Source organism: Stenotrophomonas humi, from assembly GCF_001431415.1.
GTDB classification, from domain to species: domain Bacteria; phylum Pseudomonadota; class Gammaproteobacteria; order Xanthomonadales; family Xanthomonadaceae; genus Stenotrophomonas; species Stenotrophomonas humi.
Genome location: NZ_LDJI01000003.1, coordinates 136,622 through 155,338 on the forward strand (window position 1 = coordinate 136,622; position 18,717 = coordinate 155,338).

The window sequence follows — 18,717 nt, forward strand, 5'->3', positions numbered from 1 at the left end:
TGGCATTGCTGAATAGGTGGCTTGGGAAAAATTTCGACTGAAACCAAAAATCCCATCGACATGCCCGCAGGCCAAGGCTCAGGGGGCAGATCCCACTTGCGGTCTGTGCGGGTGGGAACGGGTGATCGTCCTGGCACTGGCGGGGCACATCGGATTGTTTCCTAAGCACTTTCTTACCGGCCGCCGGAAAAATCGGGCCATTTTGTGGGCTGCTTCACAAATCGCCCTCCGTACGTCAAATGCTTGACGTTTGATGAATGCTCGTTCAACACTCAAACCATCCTGTAGCAAACCCATGCGTATGGAACGCAAGGGGATGCCACGACAGACGTGAGCCTTACGTGCCCGGCTTGGCCGGGTAGCGGGATCTACAACACCTCAGGGGGATCGTTGGGCTGTTCAGCTCAGCGATGGCGCTTTCTGCGAGCGGAAAAAAACCAGCCCACTTGAGGAGCAGTGACGATGAATCGGATTTATCGCAAGGTGTGGAACAAGGCATTGGGGCAGTTGGTGGTGGCATCGGAATTGGCCACTTCCAGTTCGCCAGGGAGGGTCGTTGACGAGCGCCATGCGCACTCGCATCGACTGCAGGCCTTGTCGCTGGCGGTTGCTTTGGGACTAGGAGCGGGAGCGATGGCGCCGCTCGCCCAGGCCCAATCGGTGGAAGTGGGTGGCTCCGCGCCATGCCTGGTGTTTGCCAGTCCGTGGCTGACCGAGTGCGCCACCGCCGGGAGTGCGCAGGCCAATGGCGCCAATGCCGTGGCCATCGGTGCTTCAACGGTTGCGTCGGGCGAGGGCAGCGTGGCGCTGGGTGCCGATGCTGAAGCCTCTGGTGCGTTCGCTACCGCGCAGGGCGCGCAAGCGTATGCCGCCGGGCAGCAGGCGCTGGCCAATGGCTTCCGCGCGGAAGCCTCCGGTCGCGGTACCACTGCGGTTGGCAGCTACAGCATCGCATCGGGAGATCTGGCTTCGGCCGTGGGCTACGGCGCCGAGGCGAGTGGAGACTACGGTGTGGCAATGGGCTTGGCCGCATCGGCATCGGGTGTCAGCACCACGGCCATCGGCGAGTCGGCGATGGCCTCGGGCGAGGAATCCACCGCCGTGGGCGGCACCACGTTTGGCGGTTTGATCAGCACCAAGGCATCGGGCACCGGTGCATCTGCATTCGGCAACGGTGCGTGGGCGGTGGCAGACCAGACCACCGCCATCGGCTTCAACAGCTGGGCAGATGCGGAGAACAGCGTCGCGCTGGGTGCCAACGCGGTTGCCGAAGCGGCCAACAGCGTGGCCATCGGCGCAAATTCGTGGGCAGACCGTGAGAACACGGTATCCGTCGGCGACGTGGGTGCCGAACGTCAGATCACCAACGTCGCGGCCGGCACCGAGGGCACTGATGCGGTGAACAAATCGCAGTTGGATGAAGTAGCGACGGTGGCGGCGACCACCAACAAGTATTTCCAGGCCAGCGGCAGCGCCGACAGCGATGCCGGCGCCTATGTCGAAGGCGACAACGCAACGGCTTCAGGCGAAGCGACCAATGCCATCGGCAACGGTGCATCGGCTTTCGGCAGTGGTGCCAATGCAGTGGCTGACGGTGCAACCGCAGTTGGCATGAACGCTCTTGCCGCCGGTCAGAACGCAGCAGCCTTCGGCCAGAACGCACAGGCCATCGGTCCGGGCGCGGTGGCGGTCGGCGGCAATGCGGTCGACGAGAACGGTGATGCCCTGATCAACGTGGGCGGTGTGCCAGTGCAGACCGGTGCGACTTCCGCCGGCGTTGGTGGTACGGCGCTGGGTGCCAGCGCGAATGCAGACGGTTTTGCCGCCACCGCAACGGGCGTAGGCGCGCAGGCCAGCGGCGATCAATCCACCGCCAACGGTGCGGTTGCCAATGCATTGGGCAACTTCAGCACCGCGACCGGCTCGCAGAGTCTGGCCGAAGGTGTTGGCACCACCGCGGTCGGCTTCAACGCTGCCGCGTATGAAGACGGCAACGTCGCGGTCGGTCGCAATGCTTCGGCATTGGGCGCAGGCAGTCTGGCGATTGGCGACGGCGCCGAAACCGGCTTCGGTTTCTTCGGTATCGGCGCAACCAATGCCGTGGCGATTGGCAGCGGCAGCTGGGCGTTTGGTGACGATGCGACGGCCGTAGGTGCGAATGCCTGGGCGTTTGGTCAGCAATCGACGGCCATCGGCACCGGTGCTGAAGCGGGCAACACCAACTCGGTGGCACTGGGTGCGGGTTCCATTGCGGATCGCGACAACAGTGTCTCGGTCGGCAGTGAAGGTGCCGAGCGTCAGATCACCAATGTCGCCGACGGCACCGAAGCCACCGATGCGGTGAACAAGGGCCAGCTCGATGACGTAGCTGCGGTGGCGGGGGAAGGCCAGAAAGTGGCCAAGTACTTCCAGGCCAGCGGCAGCGCCGACAGTGATGCTGGTGCCTATGTCGAAGGCGACAACGCCACCGCTTCCGGTGAAGCGACCAATGCCATCGGCAATGGTGCATCGGCCTTCGGCAGTGGTGCCAATGCAGTGGCCAACGGCGCAACTGCGGTCGGCATGAATGCTCTGGCGGCCGGTCAGAACAGCGCAGCGTTCGGGCAGAACGCACAAGCTACCGGCCCGGCAGCAGTCGCCGTCGGCGGCAATGCAGTGGATGCCGACGGCAATCCGCTGATCACCTCCGGTGGTGTGCCGGTGCAGACTGGAGCAACCAGCGCCGGTGTCGGCGGTACCGCACTGGGTGCCAGTGCCAGCGCGGATGGTTTTGCCGCAACCGCAACCGGTGTAGGGGCCTTTGCCGGTGGTGCGCAATCAGCGGCATTTGGCGCGGTTGCCAGTGCTGTCGGCGATTACAGCACCTCAATCGGTACGCAGAGTGCAGCGACCGGCACCAGCAGCGTGGCTATCGGCGGCCCGGCGGATCTGATTCCAGGCTTTGGTTTCTTCGTCGATACCCAGGCAAGCGGTGAAACATCCACGGCGGTAGGCGCTGGTGCCATCGCATCGGGTGATTACGCGTTGGCTTCCGGCGCGTTGAGTGAAGCGTCGGGAACAGAGGCGACTGCCATTGGCTTCTTCGCCTACGCGCCGGGCGACAACGCCAGCGCATTGGGCGCGGAGAGCTGGGCCAGCGGTGCCAACAGCACGGCGGTCGGCTTCTACAGCACCAGCCGTGGTGCCGATAGCACCGCGCTGGGTTCCAACGCCGAGGCCGTTGCTGCCAACAGCGTGGCGCTTGGTGCGGGTTCGGTCGCCGATCGTGCCGACAGCGTGTCGGTTGGCAGCGAAGGTGCCGAACGCCAGATCACCAACGTCGCGGCCGGTACCGAAGGCACCGATGCGGTGAACAAATCGCAGTTGGACGAAGTAGCGACGGTGGCGGCGACCACCAACAAGTATTTCCAGGCCAGCGGCAGCGCCGACAGCGATGCCGGCGCCTATGTCGAAGGCGACAACGCGACAGCTGCTGGCGAAGCCACAAACGCGATTGGCAACGGTGCATCGGCTTTCGGCAGTGGTGCCAATGCAGTGGCTGACGGTGCAACCGCAGTTGGCATGAACGCTCTTGCCGCCGGTCAGAACGCAGCGGCCTTCGGCCAGAACGCACAGGCCATCGGCCCTGGTGCAGTCGCCGTCGGTGGTAACGCGGTGGATGAGGACGGCGATCCGCTGATCAACGTGGGCGGCGTCCCGGTGCAGACCGGTGCGACCTCCGCCGGCGTTGGTGGCACGGCGCTGGGCGCCAGCGCGAATGCGGATGGCTTTGCTGCCACGGCAACGGGCGTGGGCGCGCAGGCCAGCGGCGATCAATCCACCGCCAACGGTGCGGTTGCCAATGCATTGGGCAACTTCAGCACCGCGACCGGCTCGCAGAGTCTGGCCGAAGGTGTCGGCACCACCGCGGTCGGCTTCAACGCTGCTGCGTATGAAGACGGCAACGTCGCGGTCGGTCGCAATGCTTCGGCATTGGGCGCAGGCAGTCTGGCGATTGGCGACGGCGCTGAAACCGGCTTCGGTTTCTTCGGTATCGGCGCAACCAATGCCGTGGCGATTGGCAGCGGCAGCTGGGCGTTTGGTGACGATGCGACGGCCGTAGGTGCGAATGCCTGGGCGTTTGGTCAGCAATCGACGGCCATCGGCACCGGTGCTGAAGCGGGCAACACCAATTCGGTGGCACTGGGTGCGGGTTCCATTGCGGATCGCGACAACAGTGTCTCGGTCGGCAGTGAAGGTGCCGAGCGTCAGATCACCAACGTCGCCGACGGCACCGAAGCCACCGATGCGGTGAACAAGGGCCAGCTCGATGACGTAGCTGCGGTTGCGGAGGAAGGCCAGAAAGTGGCCAAGTACTTCCAGGCCAGCGGCAGCGCCGACAGTGATGCCGGTGCTTATGTCGAAGGCGACAACGCCACCGCTTCCGGTGAAGCGACCAATGCCATCGGTAACGGTGCATCGGCCTTCGGCAGTGGTGCCAATGCAGTGGCCAACGGCGCAACTGCGGTCGGCATGAATGCTCTGGCGGCCGGTCAGAACAGCGCAGCGTTCGGCCAGAACGCACAGGCCATCGGCCCGGGCGCGGTGGCGGTCGGCGGCAATGCGGTGGATGAAGATGGTGATCCGCTGATCAACGTGGGCGGCGTGCCGGTGCAGACCGGGGCAACCAGCGCGGGGGTCGGTGGTACCGCACTGGGTGCCAGTGCAAACGCGGATGGCTTCGCTGCAACGGCAACGGGCGTAGGTGCGCAGGCCAGCGGCGATCAATCCACCGCCAACGGTGCGGTCGCCAATGCACTGGGCAACTTCAGTACGGCGACCGGTTCACAGAGTCTGGCCGAAGGTGCAGGTACCACGGCCGTGGGTTACAACGCTGCCGCGTACGAAGACGGCAACGTCGCGGTCGGCCGCAATGCGTCGGCGCTCGGTGCGGGTAGCTTGGCGATTGGTGACGGCGCTGAAACCGGTTTCGGCTTCTTCGGTATCGGCGCAACCAATGCCGTAGCGATTGGCAGCGGCAGTTGGGCGTTCGGTGACGATGCAACGGCCGTGGGAGCCAATGCCTGGGCAGTGGGTCAGCAGACCACCGCTATCGGCATGGGCTCGGAGGCCAGTGGCACCAACTCGGTAGCGCTCGGTGCAGGGTCAGTGGCAGATCGCGACGACAGCGTCTCGGTGGGCAGTGAAGGTGCCGAGCGTCAGATCACCAATGTCGCGGCCGGCACCGAAGCCACCGATGCGGTGAACAAGGGTCAGCTCGATGACGTGGCTGCGGTGGCGGAGGAAGGCCAGAAGGTGGCCAAGTACTTCCAGGCCAGCGGCAGTGCCGACAGTGATGCCGGTGCGTATGTGGAAGGCGACAACGCTACCGCTGCCGGTGAAGCGACCAATGCCATCGGCAACGGTGCGTCTGCATACGGCAGTGGTGCCAATGCGTTGGCAGACAATGCCACCGCGCTGGGTACCAATGCGCTGGCCACCGGTGCCGGGGCGATTGCATTGGGTGTGAATGCCAACGCTGCCACTCAGAACGGCATCGCCATTGGTACCGACGCAGCGACAGACAGTGGTGGCTTCATGGCCATCGGTGCAGGCAGCAGTGCGAAGGGTCTGTTCGCCTCGGCTGTCGGTACCGACGCACAGGCGGCGGGACTGGCTGCCACGGCCGTGGGTACTTCGGCATGGGCGACGGGGCGTGAATCCACCGCAATCGGTATGGGTTCCACTGCGGATGCCTGGCAGGCCGTAGCGGTAGGCAGTGGTGCTTACGCCACGTTCTTCGGCACTGCCGTGGGTACGTCAGCGCAAGCTGCCGAGGTGGCAACAGCCGTTGGTCAGAACGCCATCGCGGGCATTGCCGGTGCGGCATTCGGCGTGCAGAGCCGTGCCGGTGAGGGCGGTGTGTCGGTCGGCAACAACGCGACCACCGGCGAGATGGGCGTGGCCGTCGGCACCAACTCATTGGCAGGGCAGGACGCGGCCAGCGAAACCCTCGGCAAGCACACCACGGCGGTCGGCGCCGAGGCCTGGGCCACCGAGGATGGTGCGACGGTGGTGGGTTACAACAGTTATGCGCAGGCGCAGGACTCGGTGGTGCTGGGTTCCAACACCTGGACCACCAAGGACGCGCGCAACAGCGTGGCCCTGGGTGCGGGCTCGCTGGCGGACCGTGCCAACGCGGTGTCGGTGGGTGCGGCGCAGGCGTGGACCGATGCGGCAGGTGTCACCCATGCGGCCATCGACCGTCAGATCACCAACGTCGCAGCCGGCACCGAAGGCACTGATGCAGTGAACAAGAACCAGCTGGATGCCGTTGCGGACCTGGCCGGCGAAACCAACAAGTACTTCCAGGCCAGCGGTGAGGGCGTGGCCACTGCCAGCGGTGGCAACAGCGTCGCAGCGGGCTCCGGTGCGACGGCCAGCGCCGAACGCAGCACAGCGTTGGGTACCGCAAGTCTGGCCAATGCGAACGGTGCGACGGCGGTGGGTGCCGATGCCTCGGCACGTGCGGCCAACAGCACCGCGCTGGGACGGCAGACCTCGATCACCGCTGTCAACGGCGTGGCGATTGGGTATGGCGCCTTTGCCAGCAATGGCGTCAACAGCGTGGCCATTGGTTCCGGCGCGGGTGTGTCCGGCGCCAACTCGGTGGCACTGGGTGCCGGTTCGCGTGCGACCGAAGCCAATGTGGTGTCGGTGGGCGCAGGCCCGGGCGGTACCGGCCCGGCAAGTCGTCGCATCATCAACGTCGCCAACGGCCGCGTGGCGGAAGGCAGCAGCGATGCGGTCACCGGCGGGCAGCTGCATGTCACCAACCAGCGGGTGGGTGCGGTGGAAACGCGGGTCAACGATATCGACGGCCGCATCGGTGATGTGGAAGGTGTGGCCGCCAACGCGGTGACCTACGACGATGCCAATCGCAGCAAGTTGACGTTGTCCGGGTTGCAGGGCACCACGCTGGACAACGTTGCTGGCGGCAGCATCGCCGCGGGCAGCATGCAGGCCATCAACGGTGGGCAGCTGTTCCAGTCGCTGGGCAACATGGCCAGCTTCCTGGGCGGCGGTGCAGGCATCGGCATGCAGGGTGTGTTCGTGGCCCCGACCTATGTGATTCAAGGCAGCAGTTACAACAATGTCGGCGCCGCACTGAACGCACTTGACCAACAGGTCAGCTCGATCAATACCCGCATTGCCGGAAACGGAAACGGAAACGGAAACGGAAACGGCAACGGCAACGGCAACGGAAATGGAAATGGCAATGGCAACGGCAACGGCAACGGCAACGGCAAAAAGCCGGGCGTGGCGACTGCCGCTGTCGTGGCCGACGTCGATATCACGACCACCGTGGCGGCGACCGGTGGTGCGGTCGTAGGCGATCAGGCCACGGCCAACGACGTCACCGGTACTGCGGTTGGCAACAACAGCTACGCACATGGCCCCAACGACACCGCACTGGGCAGCAACGCACGCGTCGATGCCGACGGCAGTACGGCGGTAGGGGCCAACACCCATATCAGCGCAGCGGCAACCAATGCGCTGGCAGCGGGCGAGGGTGCATCGGTCAGTGCCGCATCGGGTACAGCGTTGGGCCAGGGAGCCAGCGTGACCGCACAGGGTGCGGTGGCATTGGGCCAGGGCTCGGTGGCGGATCGTGCCAATACGGTGTCTGTGGGCAGCAGTGGCAGTGAACGCCAGGTCACCAACGTCGCCGCTGGTACCCAGGCAACCGACGCGGTCAACAAGGGCCAGTTGGACCAGGGCGTTGCCTCGGCCAACAGCTACACCGACAGCAAGATGAGCAGCCTGACGGACAGCTTCAGCGGTCTGCGCAATGACATGGACAACCGCCTGCGCAATGTCGACCGTCGTATCGACCGGCAAGGCGCGATGAATGCGGCGATGTTGAACATGGCCACCAGTGCCGCCGGCGTGCGCACCCAGAACCGGGTGGGCGTGGGCGTGGGCTTCCAGAGTGGCGAGTCGGCGCTGTCGTTGGGTTACCAGCGTGCGATCAGTGACCGTGCAACGGTCACCTTCGGTGGCGCGTTCAGCAGCGATGACAGTTCGGTAGGCGTTGGCGCCGGCTTCGGCTGGTAACCACGGCAAGGTTTTGCCTCCGCCCGCTGCGGCGGAGGCATCCGGGTTCGTGACCATCGGCTGTTTCATCCCCCGATGCAGCCGGTGCGAGCCAGGACGGCAAGGCAATGCAGCAATGGAGTTCCATCCCTGTTCCACCAGACGAGAGATCGAACATGAAGAAGAAGACCAAGCTTGGAGTGGCAATCGCAGGTGTCGTGCTGATGGCTTCAATCGGTGTTCCCATGGCGACCGCCGCAGGTGCCAGCGACTTCCCCACGCGGCCGCTCAGTGCCGCGCCTGCCGCAGGCGAGGGCGGGTACCGCTTCGTCGTGAAATACCGTGCGGGCACCAGCGAGCTGCGTGATTCGGCCAAGGCCAATCAGGGAATCGGTGCTGCCGCCAGTCGTGCGGGGCTGAACCGTGCGGTGCCGGCGATGGGTCGCGCGGCGGCACGTCCGGCGGCAAGCGCCGCGTTGCTGCGTCGCATGGGTAGCCCGGGCTGGGCCGTGGTCAAGACCTCGCGTTCGCTCGATGCGGCCGAATCGGCCGAGTTCATCCGTGAGATGAAGGCCAATCCCGCCGTGGAAAGCGTGGAGATCGACCGCCTGTACCATCACATGAGCACCGAAACCCCGAGCTTCACCCCGAACGATCCGCAGACCTCGGCGCAGTGGAATTTCTACAACGCGATCAGTGGTGTCAACGCCACCCAGGCGTGGGACATCTCGCAGGGCGAAGGCGTGGTGGTGGCAGTGATCGACACCGGCATCACACAGGGCAATCCGGACCTGCAGACCGCCGTCATTCCCGGCTACGACATGATCAGCGACAAGCGCGTGTCGCGTCGTGCCACGGACGACCGTGTTGTCGGCGGTTGGGACGTGGGCGACTGGGTCGAGCAGAACTATTGCACCGGTTGGGCAAGCGCCAATCCGCATGATGCCGATGTCAGCTCGTGGCACGGCAGTCATGTCTCGGGCACCATCGCGCAGGACACCAACAACGGGGTCAACCTCGCTGGCCTGGCGTTCAAATCGAAGGTGATGCCGGTGCGCGTGCTGGGCTCGTGTGGTGGCTTCGGCAGTGATATCTCCGACGGCATCATCTGGGCTGCGGGCGGCGCCGTGCCGGGCCTGCCGGCCAACCAGACCCCGGCTGAAGTGATCAACATGAGTCTGGGCAGCGGCGGGCCGGCAAGCTGCCCGACCATCTATCAGGACGCCATCAATCAAGCCATCGGCCTGGGCAGCATCATCGTGGTGGCGGCAGGCAACAGCAACGGTAATGCCGGCAGCTACACGATGTCTTCGTGCAACAACGTCATCTCGGTAGGTGCCACCGGCTTCAACGGCGGCAAGACCTATTACTCCAACTACGGTCCGCGCGTGGATCTGTCCGCACCCGGTGGCAACGCCGAGCAGAACAACAATGGCTGGATCTGGCAGGTGACCAACAAGGGCCAGCAGGGACCGACCAGTGAATGGGGACCGACCGGCATGGTGGGCACCTCCATGGCGTCGCCGCACGTGGCCGCCGCCGTGGCGATGGTGCAGAGCGTGGTTGATACACCGCTGACCTGGACGCAGATGCGCGACCTGCTGGTGTCGACGGTCAAGCCGTTCCCGGTGGCCATCCCGGCTGCTACACCGATTGGTGCCGGCATCCTCGACATCAAGGCGGCGCTGGACAAGGCCACCACGCCGCCGTGCGATCCGGAAGTGGACGATTGCGGCCCGGTTGCAACACCGCTGGTCAACAAGGTGGCGCTCACCGGTCTGGCAGGCAACACCGGCAACGAAGTGCTGTACAGCTTCGAAGCCGAGGCCGGCAAGGTGCTGACCTTCATGACCTACGGCGGCACCGGTGACGTGTCGCTGTATGTCAGCCACGACAAGGAGCCGACCGCCGCTTCGTCCGACGCACGTTCCACCCGCGCCGGCAACAGTGAGACCGTGCGCTTCACCACGCCGAAGGCAGGCACGTACTTCATCAAGCTGGTGGGTGTGGCCCCGTACTCGGGTGTGAGCCTGGTTGCGCGCCAGTAACGTCCACGCTGCTGCGTCAAGGAACCCCGGCCATGCCGGGGTTCCTTGTTTGGTCACATCACCGCTGGTGGCGTCATGCAGGGCGATCCGGCCACGCACAAGCCGGGCGACGCACGTGCAGGCGCAGTCAGGCGGTGCCAGGCCCTTGGCAGATATCCGGGAAACGCACAATCCGGATTTCCGCCAGAAGAATGTGATGCCCGGGACGATGTGTTCAAGCGCTGATGTGCCGCAGGGGCACACAAGCAACATCATTTCCATGACGTTTGCGGATACTCCGTGAGGCAAGGCGTGCTGACGGAATATCGGCCGCGATGACGCGCGGAGGGTGGGGATGAACTGTTAAAGTCCCGACACTTACAGGAGGATTGCGTGAACGCGGCAACCCACCACGCCCAACGTGCACCCACGCCCGCTGATGGCATCGTCGCCGAGCTGCTGGCCCAGGGTCGCCTCAAGGAGGCTGATCTGCTGCGGGCCCGACAGCTGCACCAGGAGTCCGCTGGCGACCTGTTGGTGTTGCTGGCCCGGCTGGGGCTGGTGTCCGAGCGTGACCACGCTGAGGCCTGTGCCAAGGTGCTGGGCCTGCGCCTGCTCTCCGCCCGCGATCTGCCCGAGCAGCCGCCGGAGCTGGTGGAAGGTGCCGAGCCGATGCCGCTGCGTTTCCTCAAGCAGTTTCTGGTGCTGCCACTGGGGGAAACCCAGGGCCGCATCCGCGTGTGGATGGCCGACCCGCAGGACGCCTACGCGCGCGATGCCGTCGCCTTGGCAACCGGCTGCGAGGTGGCGCCGGTGGTTGGCCTGCGCAGCGAAGTGGACGAGGTGATCGAACGCTGGCATGGCCAGGGCCGCAGCGCGATGGGCACCATTCTGGAATCGGCCGACGGCGAAGCCGCGCCGCTGGATGACATCGAACATCTGCGTGACCTGGCGTCCGAAGCACCGGTCATCCGCCTGGTGAACCTGCTGATCCAGCGTGCGGTGGAGCTGCGTGCCTCGGACATCCACATCGAGCCGTTCGAGAACCGGTTGAAAGTGCGTTACCGCGTCGATGGCGTGCTGATCGATGGCGAGAGCCCGCCGGTGAATCTCACCGCCGCGGTGATCAGCCGCATAAAAATCATGGCCAAGCTCAACATCGCCGAGCGCCGCCTGCCGCAGGACGGCCGCATCATGCTGCGCGTGCAGGGCAAGGAGCTGGACCTGCGCGTGAGCACCATGCCGACCGCCCACGGCGAGAGCGTGGTGATGCGACTGCTCGACCGCGAAGCGGTGGTGTTTGATTTCCAGCGGCTGGGGTTTTCCGAGGATTTCCTGCCGCAGTTCCGCAAGGTGTTGAACCAGCCGCACGGCATCCTGCTGGTCACCGGCCCCACCGGTTCGGGCAAGACCACCACGCTGTATACCGCGCTCAGCCAGCTCAATACCGACAAGGTGAAGATCATCACCGTCGAAGATCCGGTTGAGTACCAGCTGGAAGGCATCAACCAGATCCAGGCCAAGCCGCAGATCGGGCTGGATTTCGCCAACGCGCTGCGCAGCATTGTGCGACAGGACCCGGACATCATCATGATCGGCGAAATGCGCGATCTGGAAACCGCGCGCATCGCGATCCAGTCCGCGCTCACCGGCCATCTGGTGTTGTCCACGCTGCATACCAACAACGCCGCCGGCGGTATCACCCGCCTGCTGGACATGGGCGTGGAGGATTACCTGCTCACCTCCACCATCAACGGCATCCTCGCCCAGCGGTTGGTGCGCCGGCTGGAGCCGACGCATGCGCAGCGTTATCCGGCATCGGCCGAAGAGATCGAACGCTTCAACCTGCGCCGCTACCAACCGCAGGGCGACATCCACCTTTACCGGCCGCAGCCTTCGGCGGCAGCGCCCACCGGCTACAAGGGGCGCACCACCATCGTCGAATTCCTGGTGATGAATGACGAGCTGCGCAATGCGGTGATGCGCAAGGCCGGCATGGGCGAGATTGAGCAGCTGGCACGTGCGGCCGGCATGCGCAGCATGTACGAGGACGGCATCATCAAGGCATTGCGTGGTGAAACCACGCTGGAAGAAGTGCTGCGCGTTACGGAGGATGCATGACCGCACGCCTGCACCGGGAGCTGCCACGCTGATGCCGCTGTACCGTTACAAGGCACTGGATGCCCATGGCGAAATGCTGGATGGGCAGATGGATGCGGCCAGCGATGCCGAGGTCATCTCACGGCTGCAGGAACAGGGCCATCTGCCTGTGGAGACCAAGCTCGCCACCGGCTCCGCACTGGAAGGGGCGAGTTGGAAGCAATGGCGGCAGCGGCCGTTCTCCGGTGCAGCGTTGGTGCAGTTCACTCAGCAGCTGGCGACCTTGCTCGGAGCAGGGCAGCCGCTGGATCGTGCGTTGTCCATCCTGTTGGACACGCCCGAAGACGCGCGTTCGCGACGGGTGATCGGCGATATCCGCGACGCCGTTCGTGGCGGCGCACCGCTGTCACAGGCCATGGAACGCCAGCATGGTTTGTTCTCGCGCCTGTACGTCAACATGGTGCGTGCCGGTGAGGCCGGCGGCAGCCTGCACGAAACCCTGCAGCGCTTGGCCGACTACCTGGAGCGCAGCCAGGAACTCAAGGCGCGCGTGATCAATGCGCTGATCTACCCGGCAATCCTGCTGCTTGTGGTTGGCGGTGCACTGTTGTTCCTGCTGGGCTACGTGGTGCCGCAGTTCGCACAGATGTATGAAAGCCTGGACGTCACCCTGCCATGGTTCACCAGCGCGGTGTTGGCGCTGGGCCTGTTCGTACGCCAATGGTGGCTGGTATTCGTGGTGGTGCCGGCCGTGGCGCTGCCATGGGTTGAACGCAAGCGCCGTGATGCGGATTTCCGGCTGGCTTTCGATGGCTGGCTGCTGCGGCGTCCGATGGTTGGTGGCCTGGTCGCCAAGCTGGAAACCGCGCGTCTGACGCGCACGCTGGGCACCTTGCTGCGCAACGGCGTGCCGCTACTGGCCGGTCTGGGAATCGCCCGCAATGTACTGGGCAACCGCGCCTTGTCGGCGGATGTCGCCGAAGCGGCCGAAGCGGTGAAGAACGGTGCCGGGTTGGCGACATCGCTGGGCCGCAACGGCCGTTTCCCGCGTCTGGCGCAGCAGATGATCCAGGTGGGTGAGGAGTCCGGCACGCTGGAAAACATGCTGCTCAAGACCGCCGACACCTTCGAGCAGGAAAGCGCGCGGGCCATCGATCGCATGCTCGCGGCGCTGGTGCCGGTGATCACACTGGCCTTGGCTTCGGTGGTGGGCGTGGTGATCATTGCGGTGCTGGTGCCGCTGTACGACCTGACCAATGCCATTGGCTGAACGTTACGTGCAATCAAGGATGCAACCCATGAAGCGAACCCTGAAACAACCGGTCTCCCGCGCACGCCAGGCAGGCATGAGCCTGCTGGAAATCATCATCGTCATCGTCCTGATTGGTGCGGTGCTCACCCTGGTGGGCAGCCGCGTGCTGGGCGGTGCCGACCGTGGCAAAGCCAACCTTGCCAAGACCCAGATCCAGACGCTGGCCGGCAAGGTGGAGAACTTCCAGCTCGACACCGGCCGCCTGCCGACCAAGCTCGATGAACTTGCCACCCAGCCCGGCGGCAGCAGTGGCTGGCTGGGGCCTTATGCCAAGCCCGCCGAGTTCAACGATCCGTGGGGGCATCCCATCGAATACCGCGCACCCGGTGAAGGGCGCCCGTTTGATCTGATCAGCCTGGGCAAGGATGGCCAACCCGGCGGCGACAGTTACAACGCCGATATCCGCTACGAATAAGCCCGATGCAGTCGTCGCCCGCCATGCTCCGCCGCGTGCCTGTACGGGCGGCCATGCCGCGCCATCGGCAGGCTGCGATGGCGGGCGTGTCGCTGCTGGAGATGATGCTGGTGCTGGCCCTGGTCGCGGCCATCGCGTTGTTGGCGGCGATGGCGATGAACGGAGGCCTGGAGGGCATGCGCCTGCGTTCGGCGGGCAAGTCGTTGGCCGCGGAGCTGCGCTTCGCGCGCACCCGCGCCATTGCTACCGGCGTTCCGCAGCAGTTTGAGTTGGACATGCGCACCCGGCGTTGGCAGGGGCCGGAAGGGCGTCATGGCGAACTGCCTGCTGCCTTGTCGCTGCGTTACACCGGCGCGCAGCAGGTACAGAGTCGCAGCGATGTGGGCGTGGTGCGGTTCTTCGAGGATGGTGCATCCACCGGCGGGCGCATCGACGTGATTGCCAAGGCGGCGGTGTGGCGCATCGACATTGGCTGGATTACCGGTGAGGTCCGCTCCGGCCCGCTGCACGGTGATGGCGCGTGAAGCATCAGCGTGGTTATTCGTTGATCGAAGTGATCGTTGCTTTCGCACTGATGGCATTGGCAGCGACGCTGCTGCTGGGCAGTCTGTCCGGCGCCGCACGTCAGGTGCGTGTCGCCGACGACCAAGGCCGCGCGGCGTTGCATGCCGAGTCGCTGCTGGCCACGCTCGGCATGGACGCGCCATTGGCGGCCGGCAAGCAGCAGGGTGAGTGGGAAAAAGGCCGTTACCGCTGGTCGTTGCAGGTTGCGCCGTATGTGGAGCCGCGACAGGCCGGATCGCGCCTGTGGCAACTGGACCTGCAGGTACGCTGGGGCGAAAGCGCGCAGGAGCAACTACGCTGGCGCACGTTGCGTCTGCGCTCGGATGCCGTTGCCGGAGTCACGCCATGAACCGGCCGGCAGCTTCCATGCGCGGCTTCACCCTGATTGAGGTGCTGTTGGCGACCGTGCTGCTGGCCGCCGGCATGGCGCTGGCGTTCGCCATCGTGCGCTCCACACTAGCCATCAGCACACGCGGTGAAGCCATTGCCAGCCACAATGAACGCATGCGCGGTGTGGAAGGCTTCCTGCGGCGGCGCCTGGCATCGGCGATGCCGTTGCCGATGGAGATCGACAGGAACGGTGGCATGGCCACCGTGTTCAGCGGCGACGCACAACACATGCGCTTCATCGCCGATGTCCCGGATTACCTTGGTCGTGGCGGGCCATATGTGCATACGCTGGAAGTCAGTGGCCAGGGTGACGCAAAGCAATTGAAGATCGGCCTGACCCTGCTGCAGGCGGGCCAGCAGGTGCAGGAAAACCCACCGCGCGGCATGGAACTGCTGGCCGACGGACTCACGCAGGTCCGCCTGCGTTATCGCGGTATTGATCCGGGCACCAACCAGCTTGGTGATTGGCAGCCGCAGTGGCAGGTGCCAGGACGGATGCCGCAGTGGGTGTCCATCGAAGTGATGCCAGCCAAGGGCGCGGCGTGGCCACCACTGCGGGTTGCCTTGCCGCAGCAGGGCGCACCGGGGAGCTGGCGATGAACATGCGCGGCGCTGCCTTGGTGCTGGTGTTGTGGATGATTGCACTTCTGGCGGCGACGATCGGGGCGTTCGCATTGAGTGCGCGTGTGGAATACATGCAGGGGCGGGTGACCGCCGAGCTCGGCGGCGGCCAGCAGATCGCCCATGCCGGTATTGATTACGCCTTGTCGCGGATGCGTGCCACGCCCACGCAACCCCGCTGGCATGCCGATGGGCGCCGCTACCGCTGGCAGTTCGCCGAGCGCAGTGTGGACCTGCGTATCGTCGATGAAACCGGCAAGGTCGATTTGAATCAGGCCGATCGCCCATTGCTGGAAGGCCTGTTGCGCGCGCTGGCGGTGGAGCCGGCGCGTGCCACGCAGGTGGCCGGGGCCATCCTGGATTGGCGCGATGGCGATGATCTGAAGCAACCCAGCGGCGGTGCGGAAAGCGCGGACTATGCTGCTGCCGGTTATCCCTACGGTGCCAAGAACGCACGCTTTGACAGCATCGGCGAGCTGCAGCGCCTGCTCGGCATGGATGCTGCGCTGTACGCGCAGCTGGCGCCGCTGGTGACGGTGTTCGGCAGCAGTCGGCCCAATGCGCGTTTTGCCGCCGCGCCGGTATTGACCGCGCTGGGCATGGATGCGGCACTGGTGATCGCCCAGCGCGAGCAGGCAGACGCCGCAGGCGGGATCGGCCAGACTCCGCTGGCGGTGGCTGCAGGCAGCGGCACTTATAGTGTCGACAGCCGGGTGCAGCTGGGGAACGGACGCGTGGCGGTGCTGCGCAGCGTGGTCCGGTTGGCGCCGGAAGGCGCGCAGGGTGCAGCGTACACGGTGTTACGGTGGGAACAGGGAGCGGTAGCGAGATGACGGCGTTGCGCGAAAGACTGGGACAGTGGGGGGCACGCATCGCACCGGGGGCTGATGGCTTCTGGGCGTGGTGGAAGTGTGCATTGCTGTCGTGGCTGCCACAGCGCTGGCAGGCGCTGCTTGGTCTGTCGGATGCACGGCTGTTGCTGTCGCCGCAGGGCGGTCGCATCGAGGTACTGCACGCCCATGACGGCCAACTGCGGCCGCTGGCCCTGCTGCCGGAGTCCTCCGGCCCGCAGGCGTTGGACGCGGCCGTGTCGGCCCGCGAGGCCAGTCTGCCCCGCTTTGCGTTGTTGCCCGCGCATGCAGTACTGCGCAAACCCATGCGCTTGCCCGCTGCTGCCGAAGCGCGGCTGCGTGATGTGCTGGGTTTCGAGATCGACCGGCAAACACCCTTCACCACCGAGCAGGTGTACTTCGATGTACGCCTGCTGGGTCGCCGCAGCGACGGGCAGTTGGATGCCGAACTGGTGGTCGCCCCGCGTCACCTCATCGAAGCGTTGCTGTTACCCCGCGAAGCATGGCTGGCCCAGCTGGATGGCGTGGATGTCGCCACCCCCCATGGTGTCCCGCTGGGCGTGAACCTGTTGCCGCCCGCGCAGCGACGGCAGCGGCAGGATCCCCTGCGTCGGCTCAACCGCATGCTGTTGCTGGGTGCCCTGGTGATGCTGGTGCTGGCCGGCTGGCAGTTGCTGGACAACCGCCGGACTGCGGCCGCGCAGCTGGCGGCACAGGTCGAGTCCACGGCTGTCCGCGCCCGTGCGGTGGCCGCGCAGCGCCAGCAGCTGCAGGACCTGGTCGACGGGCATGCCTTCTTTGCCGCGCAGCGCGCACAGCAGCCCACCGCCACCGAAGTCATCAACGAACTCAGTCGCCTGCTCGACGATGACACGTGGCTGGAAAAGCTCTCCATCGAAGGTGGCCGCCTGCAGTTGATCGGCATGAGCGGCAGCGCCTCATCGCTGGTCTCCAGACTGGAAGGTTCCCGTCTGTGGAAATCGCCCTCATTGACTGGTGTACTGCAGGCCGGTGGTGGCAGCAAGCGCGAACGTTTCACGCTGACTGCCGAACTGCTGGCACCCCGACAGGAGGCCGCCGATGGCGCCGCAGCCCACACGCCGTGATCGCTGGCTGGCGCTGGCCCTGCTGCTCGCCGCGATCGGTGTGGTTTACCTGCTCCTTGTGCATCCACTGTGGACGCAACCGCTGCTGGCGGTGGATGCACAGATCGACAGCCTGCGCGAACGCCAACAACGCATCGGCATCCAGTTGCAGCAGGCACCACAGGTGACGCAGCGGCTGCAACAGGCACAACACGCATTGGCCGAACAACCCGGCTTCATGCCCGAAGGCTCGGCCGAACTGGCCACTTCGCGGCTGGTGCAGCGCCTGGAGGAAGCGGCACGCCAGGCCAGTCCCGACAATCGCAGTTGTGCCATCAGCGACCGTTCGCCGCTGCCGGCCGATACCAGTGGCCGCTTCGTGCGGGTCGCGGTGCAGGCGCGGTTGCGTTGTGGCATGAGCGAATGGATGACCGTGCTGCAGGCATTGGAAACCGGCGCGCCACAGCTGCGCGTGGATCGTCTGGACATCCTCGCCTCGGCGGTCGGGCCGGAAGGCGGCAATGGCCTGGATGTGAGCTTTGAACTCAGCGGCTATCTGCGGCCGGGCACCACGGTGCCGGCCACGGAGGTGACCCATGCGCAATGACGTTGCAGGCCTGCGCACCTGGCTGCTGGCGGTCGTCGGTGCGTGGGCGCTGGCGGTCTGGACGGCCACCCTGTTTGGTCTGGGCAGCCGCATCGGCACGGCACCCGTGTCGGCGCCGCTGCCGACGTTGCCTGCCGTACCGGTGGCCGATGCTGTTGACGCGCGCGGGGTGGACAACAGCGAAGCGCTGGCACGCCCCTTGTTTGCCAGTGACCGTCGCCCGCACCCCTTTGTCATGGGCGAAGGTGAACAGGCCACTGTCGGCGCGGTGCGATTGAGCGGTGTGTTGATCACGCCCGGCTTGGAAATGGCCACGCTCACCACCGATCAGGGGCGATCGCTTCGACTGCGCCTGGGCGGTGAGTCACAGGACGGTTGGCAGCTGTTGTCACTGCAGCCTCGCAGCGCGGTGGTCAGCGGGCCATCCGGCACGCTCAACCTTGAGCTGCAGGTGTTCAGTGGCGGCCCGGCCACGAAGGGCGAGGGCGCACCGCCACTGCCCGCGCCGACAAGCGCGGTGCCGCCACCGGTCAGCAGTGCGCCGCTGGCCGAGCCGACGGCTGCGCCCAGCGCCGATCAGATCCAGGCCATCCGCGAACGCATCCAGGCCCGCCGCAGGCAGGCGCAACAGAACCAGAACGGCGGCTCCGGCCGCCAGAACCGATAGAG

12 protein-coding genes are annotated in these 18,717 nt (G+C 65.6%); all 12 read left to right on the forward strand.

Annotation, left to right across the window (positions count from 1 at the left end; translation table 11 throughout):
• Positions 1-462 precede the first annotated feature (462 nt).
• The 12 genes from ABB26_RS01215 to ABB26_RS01270 all read left to right on the forward strand — a co-directional run bounded on the left by ABB26_RS01215 (position 463) and on the right by ABB26_RS01270 (position 18,715).
• Positions 463-8,097 carry an ESPR-type extended signal peptide-containing protein gene (locus ABB26_RS01215; RefSeq protein WP_057631748.1) on the forward strand — a complete coding sequence of 2,545 codons (7,635 nt, stop codon included), beginning with the start codon at positions 463-465 and terminating at the stop codon, positions 8,095-8,097.
• A 155-nt stretch (positions 8,098-8,252) separates the two neighbouring features.
• Positions 8,253-10,124 carry a S8 family serine peptidase gene (locus ABB26_RS01220; protein WP_057631749.1) on the forward strand — a complete coding sequence of 624 codons (1,872 nt, stop codon included), beginning with the start codon at positions 8,253-8,255 and terminating at the stop codon, positions 10,122-10,124.
• 372 nt (positions 10,125-10,496) lie between these two features.
• Positions 10,497-12,224, forward strand: a complete 1,728-nt coding sequence (gspE, locus tag ABB26_RS01225; protein ID WP_057631750.1) for a type II secretion system ATPase GspE — start codon at positions 10,497-10,499, stop codon at positions 12,222-12,224.
• Positions 12,225-12,255: 31 nt separating this feature from the next.
• Positions 12,256-13,473: a type II secretion system protein XpsF gene (gene xpsF, locus ABB26_RS01230; protein ID WP_057631751.1), complete on the forward strand. Its 1,218-nt coding sequence runs from the start codon at positions 12,256-12,258 to the stop codon at positions 13,471-13,473.
• A gap of 28 nt (positions 13,474-13,501) precedes the next feature.
• Positions 13,502-13,930: a type II secretion system major pseudopilin GspG gene (gene gspG, locus ABB26_RS01235; protein ID WP_057631752.1), complete on the forward strand. Its 429-nt coding sequence runs from the start codon at positions 13,502-13,504 to the stop codon at positions 13,928-13,930.
• Positions 13,931-13,953: 23 nt separating this feature from the next.
• A complete protein-coding gene (gene xpsH, locus ABB26_RS01240; protein ID WP_057631783.1) occupies positions 13,954-14,454 on the forward strand; it encodes a type II secretion system protein XpsH in 501 nt (166 codons plus the stop codon).
• Complete coding sequence (gene xpsI / locus ABB26_RS01245) at positions 14,451-14,843, forward strand: type II secretion system protein XpsI (RefSeq protein WP_057631753.1); 393 nt, start codon at positions 14,451-14,453, stop codon at positions 14,841-14,843. The genes xpsH and xpsI overlap by 4 nt, the downstream gene beginning before the upstream one ends.
• Entirely contained in the window at positions 14,840-15,484 is a 645-nt protein-coding gene (locus ABB26_RS01250) for a prepilin-type N-terminal cleavage/methylation domain-containing protein (protein ID WP_057631754.1), read from the forward strand. Before xpsI ends, ABB26_RS01250 begins: the two co-directional genes overlap by 4 nt.
• 2 nt (positions 15,485-15,486) lie before the next feature.
• Positions 15,487-16,338, forward strand: coding sequence for a type II secretion system minor pseudopilin (locus ABB26_RS01255; RefSeq protein ID WP_057631784.1), 852 nt, complete (start codon positions 15,487-15,489; stop codon positions 16,336-16,338).
• Complete coding sequence (locus tag ABB26_RS01260; protein ID WP_057631755.1) at positions 16,335-17,462, forward strand: PilN domain-containing protein; 1,128 nt, start codon at positions 16,335-16,337, stop codon at positions 17,460-17,462. Before ABB26_RS01255 ends, ABB26_RS01260 begins: the two co-directional genes overlap by 4 nt.
• On the forward strand, positions 17,437-18,048 hold the full coding sequence (gspM, locus tag ABB26_RS01265; RefSeq protein WP_057631756.1) for a type II secretion system protein GspM: 612 nt from the start codon (positions 17,437-17,439) through the stop codon (positions 18,046-18,048). Before ABB26_RS01260 ends, gspM begins: the two co-directional genes overlap by 26 nt.
• Entirely contained in the window at positions 18,038-18,715 is a 678-nt protein-coding gene (locus ABB26_RS01270; RefSeq protein WP_057631757.1) for a hypothetical protein, read from the forward strand. Before gspM ends, ABB26_RS01270 begins: the two co-directional genes overlap by 11 nt.
• The last annotated feature ends 2 nt before the right edge of the window (positions 18,716-18,717 follow it).

Bases quoted from the DNA above. Each gene is read 5' to 3' on its own strand.
- ABB26_RS01215 (WP_057631748.1), top strand. From the start codon at position 463: ATGAATCGGATTTATCGCAAGGTGTGGAACAAGGCATTGGGGCAGTTG.
- ABB26_RS01220 (WP_057631749.1), top strand. From the start codon at position 8,253: ATGAAGAAGAAGACCAAGCTTGGAGTGGCAATCGCAGGTGTCGTGCTG.
- xpsF (WP_057631751.1), top strand. From the start codon at position 12,256: ATGCCGCTGTACCGTTACAAGGCACTGGATGCCCATGGCGAAATGCTG.
- gspG (WP_057631752.1), top strand. From the start codon at position 13,502: ATGAAGCGAACCCTGAAACAACCGGTCTCCCGCGCACGCCAGGCAGGC.
- xpsH (WP_057631783.1), top strand. From the start codon at position 13,954: ATGCTCCGCCGCGTGCCTGTACGGGCGGCCATGCCGCGCCATCGGCAG.
- ABB26_RS01250 (WP_057631754.1), top strand. From the start codon at position 14,840: ATGAACCGGCCGGCAGCTTCCATGCGCGGCTTCACCCTGATTGAGGTG.
- ABB26_RS01255 (WP_057631784.1), top strand. From the start codon at position 15,487: ATGCGCGGCGCTGCCTTGGTGCTGGTGTTGTGGATGATTGCACTTCTG.
- ABB26_RS01260 (WP_057631755.1), top strand. From the start codon at position 16,335: ATGACGGCGTTGCGCGAAAGACTGGGACAGTGGGGGGCACGCATCGCA.
- gspM (WP_057631756.1), top strand. From the start codon at position 17,437: ATGGCGCCGCAGCCCACACGCCGTGATCGCTGGCTGGCGCTGGCCCTG.
- ABB26_RS01270 (WP_057631757.1), top strand. From the start codon at position 18,038: ATGCGCAATGACGTTGCAGGCCTGCGCACCTGGCTGCTGGCGGTCGTC.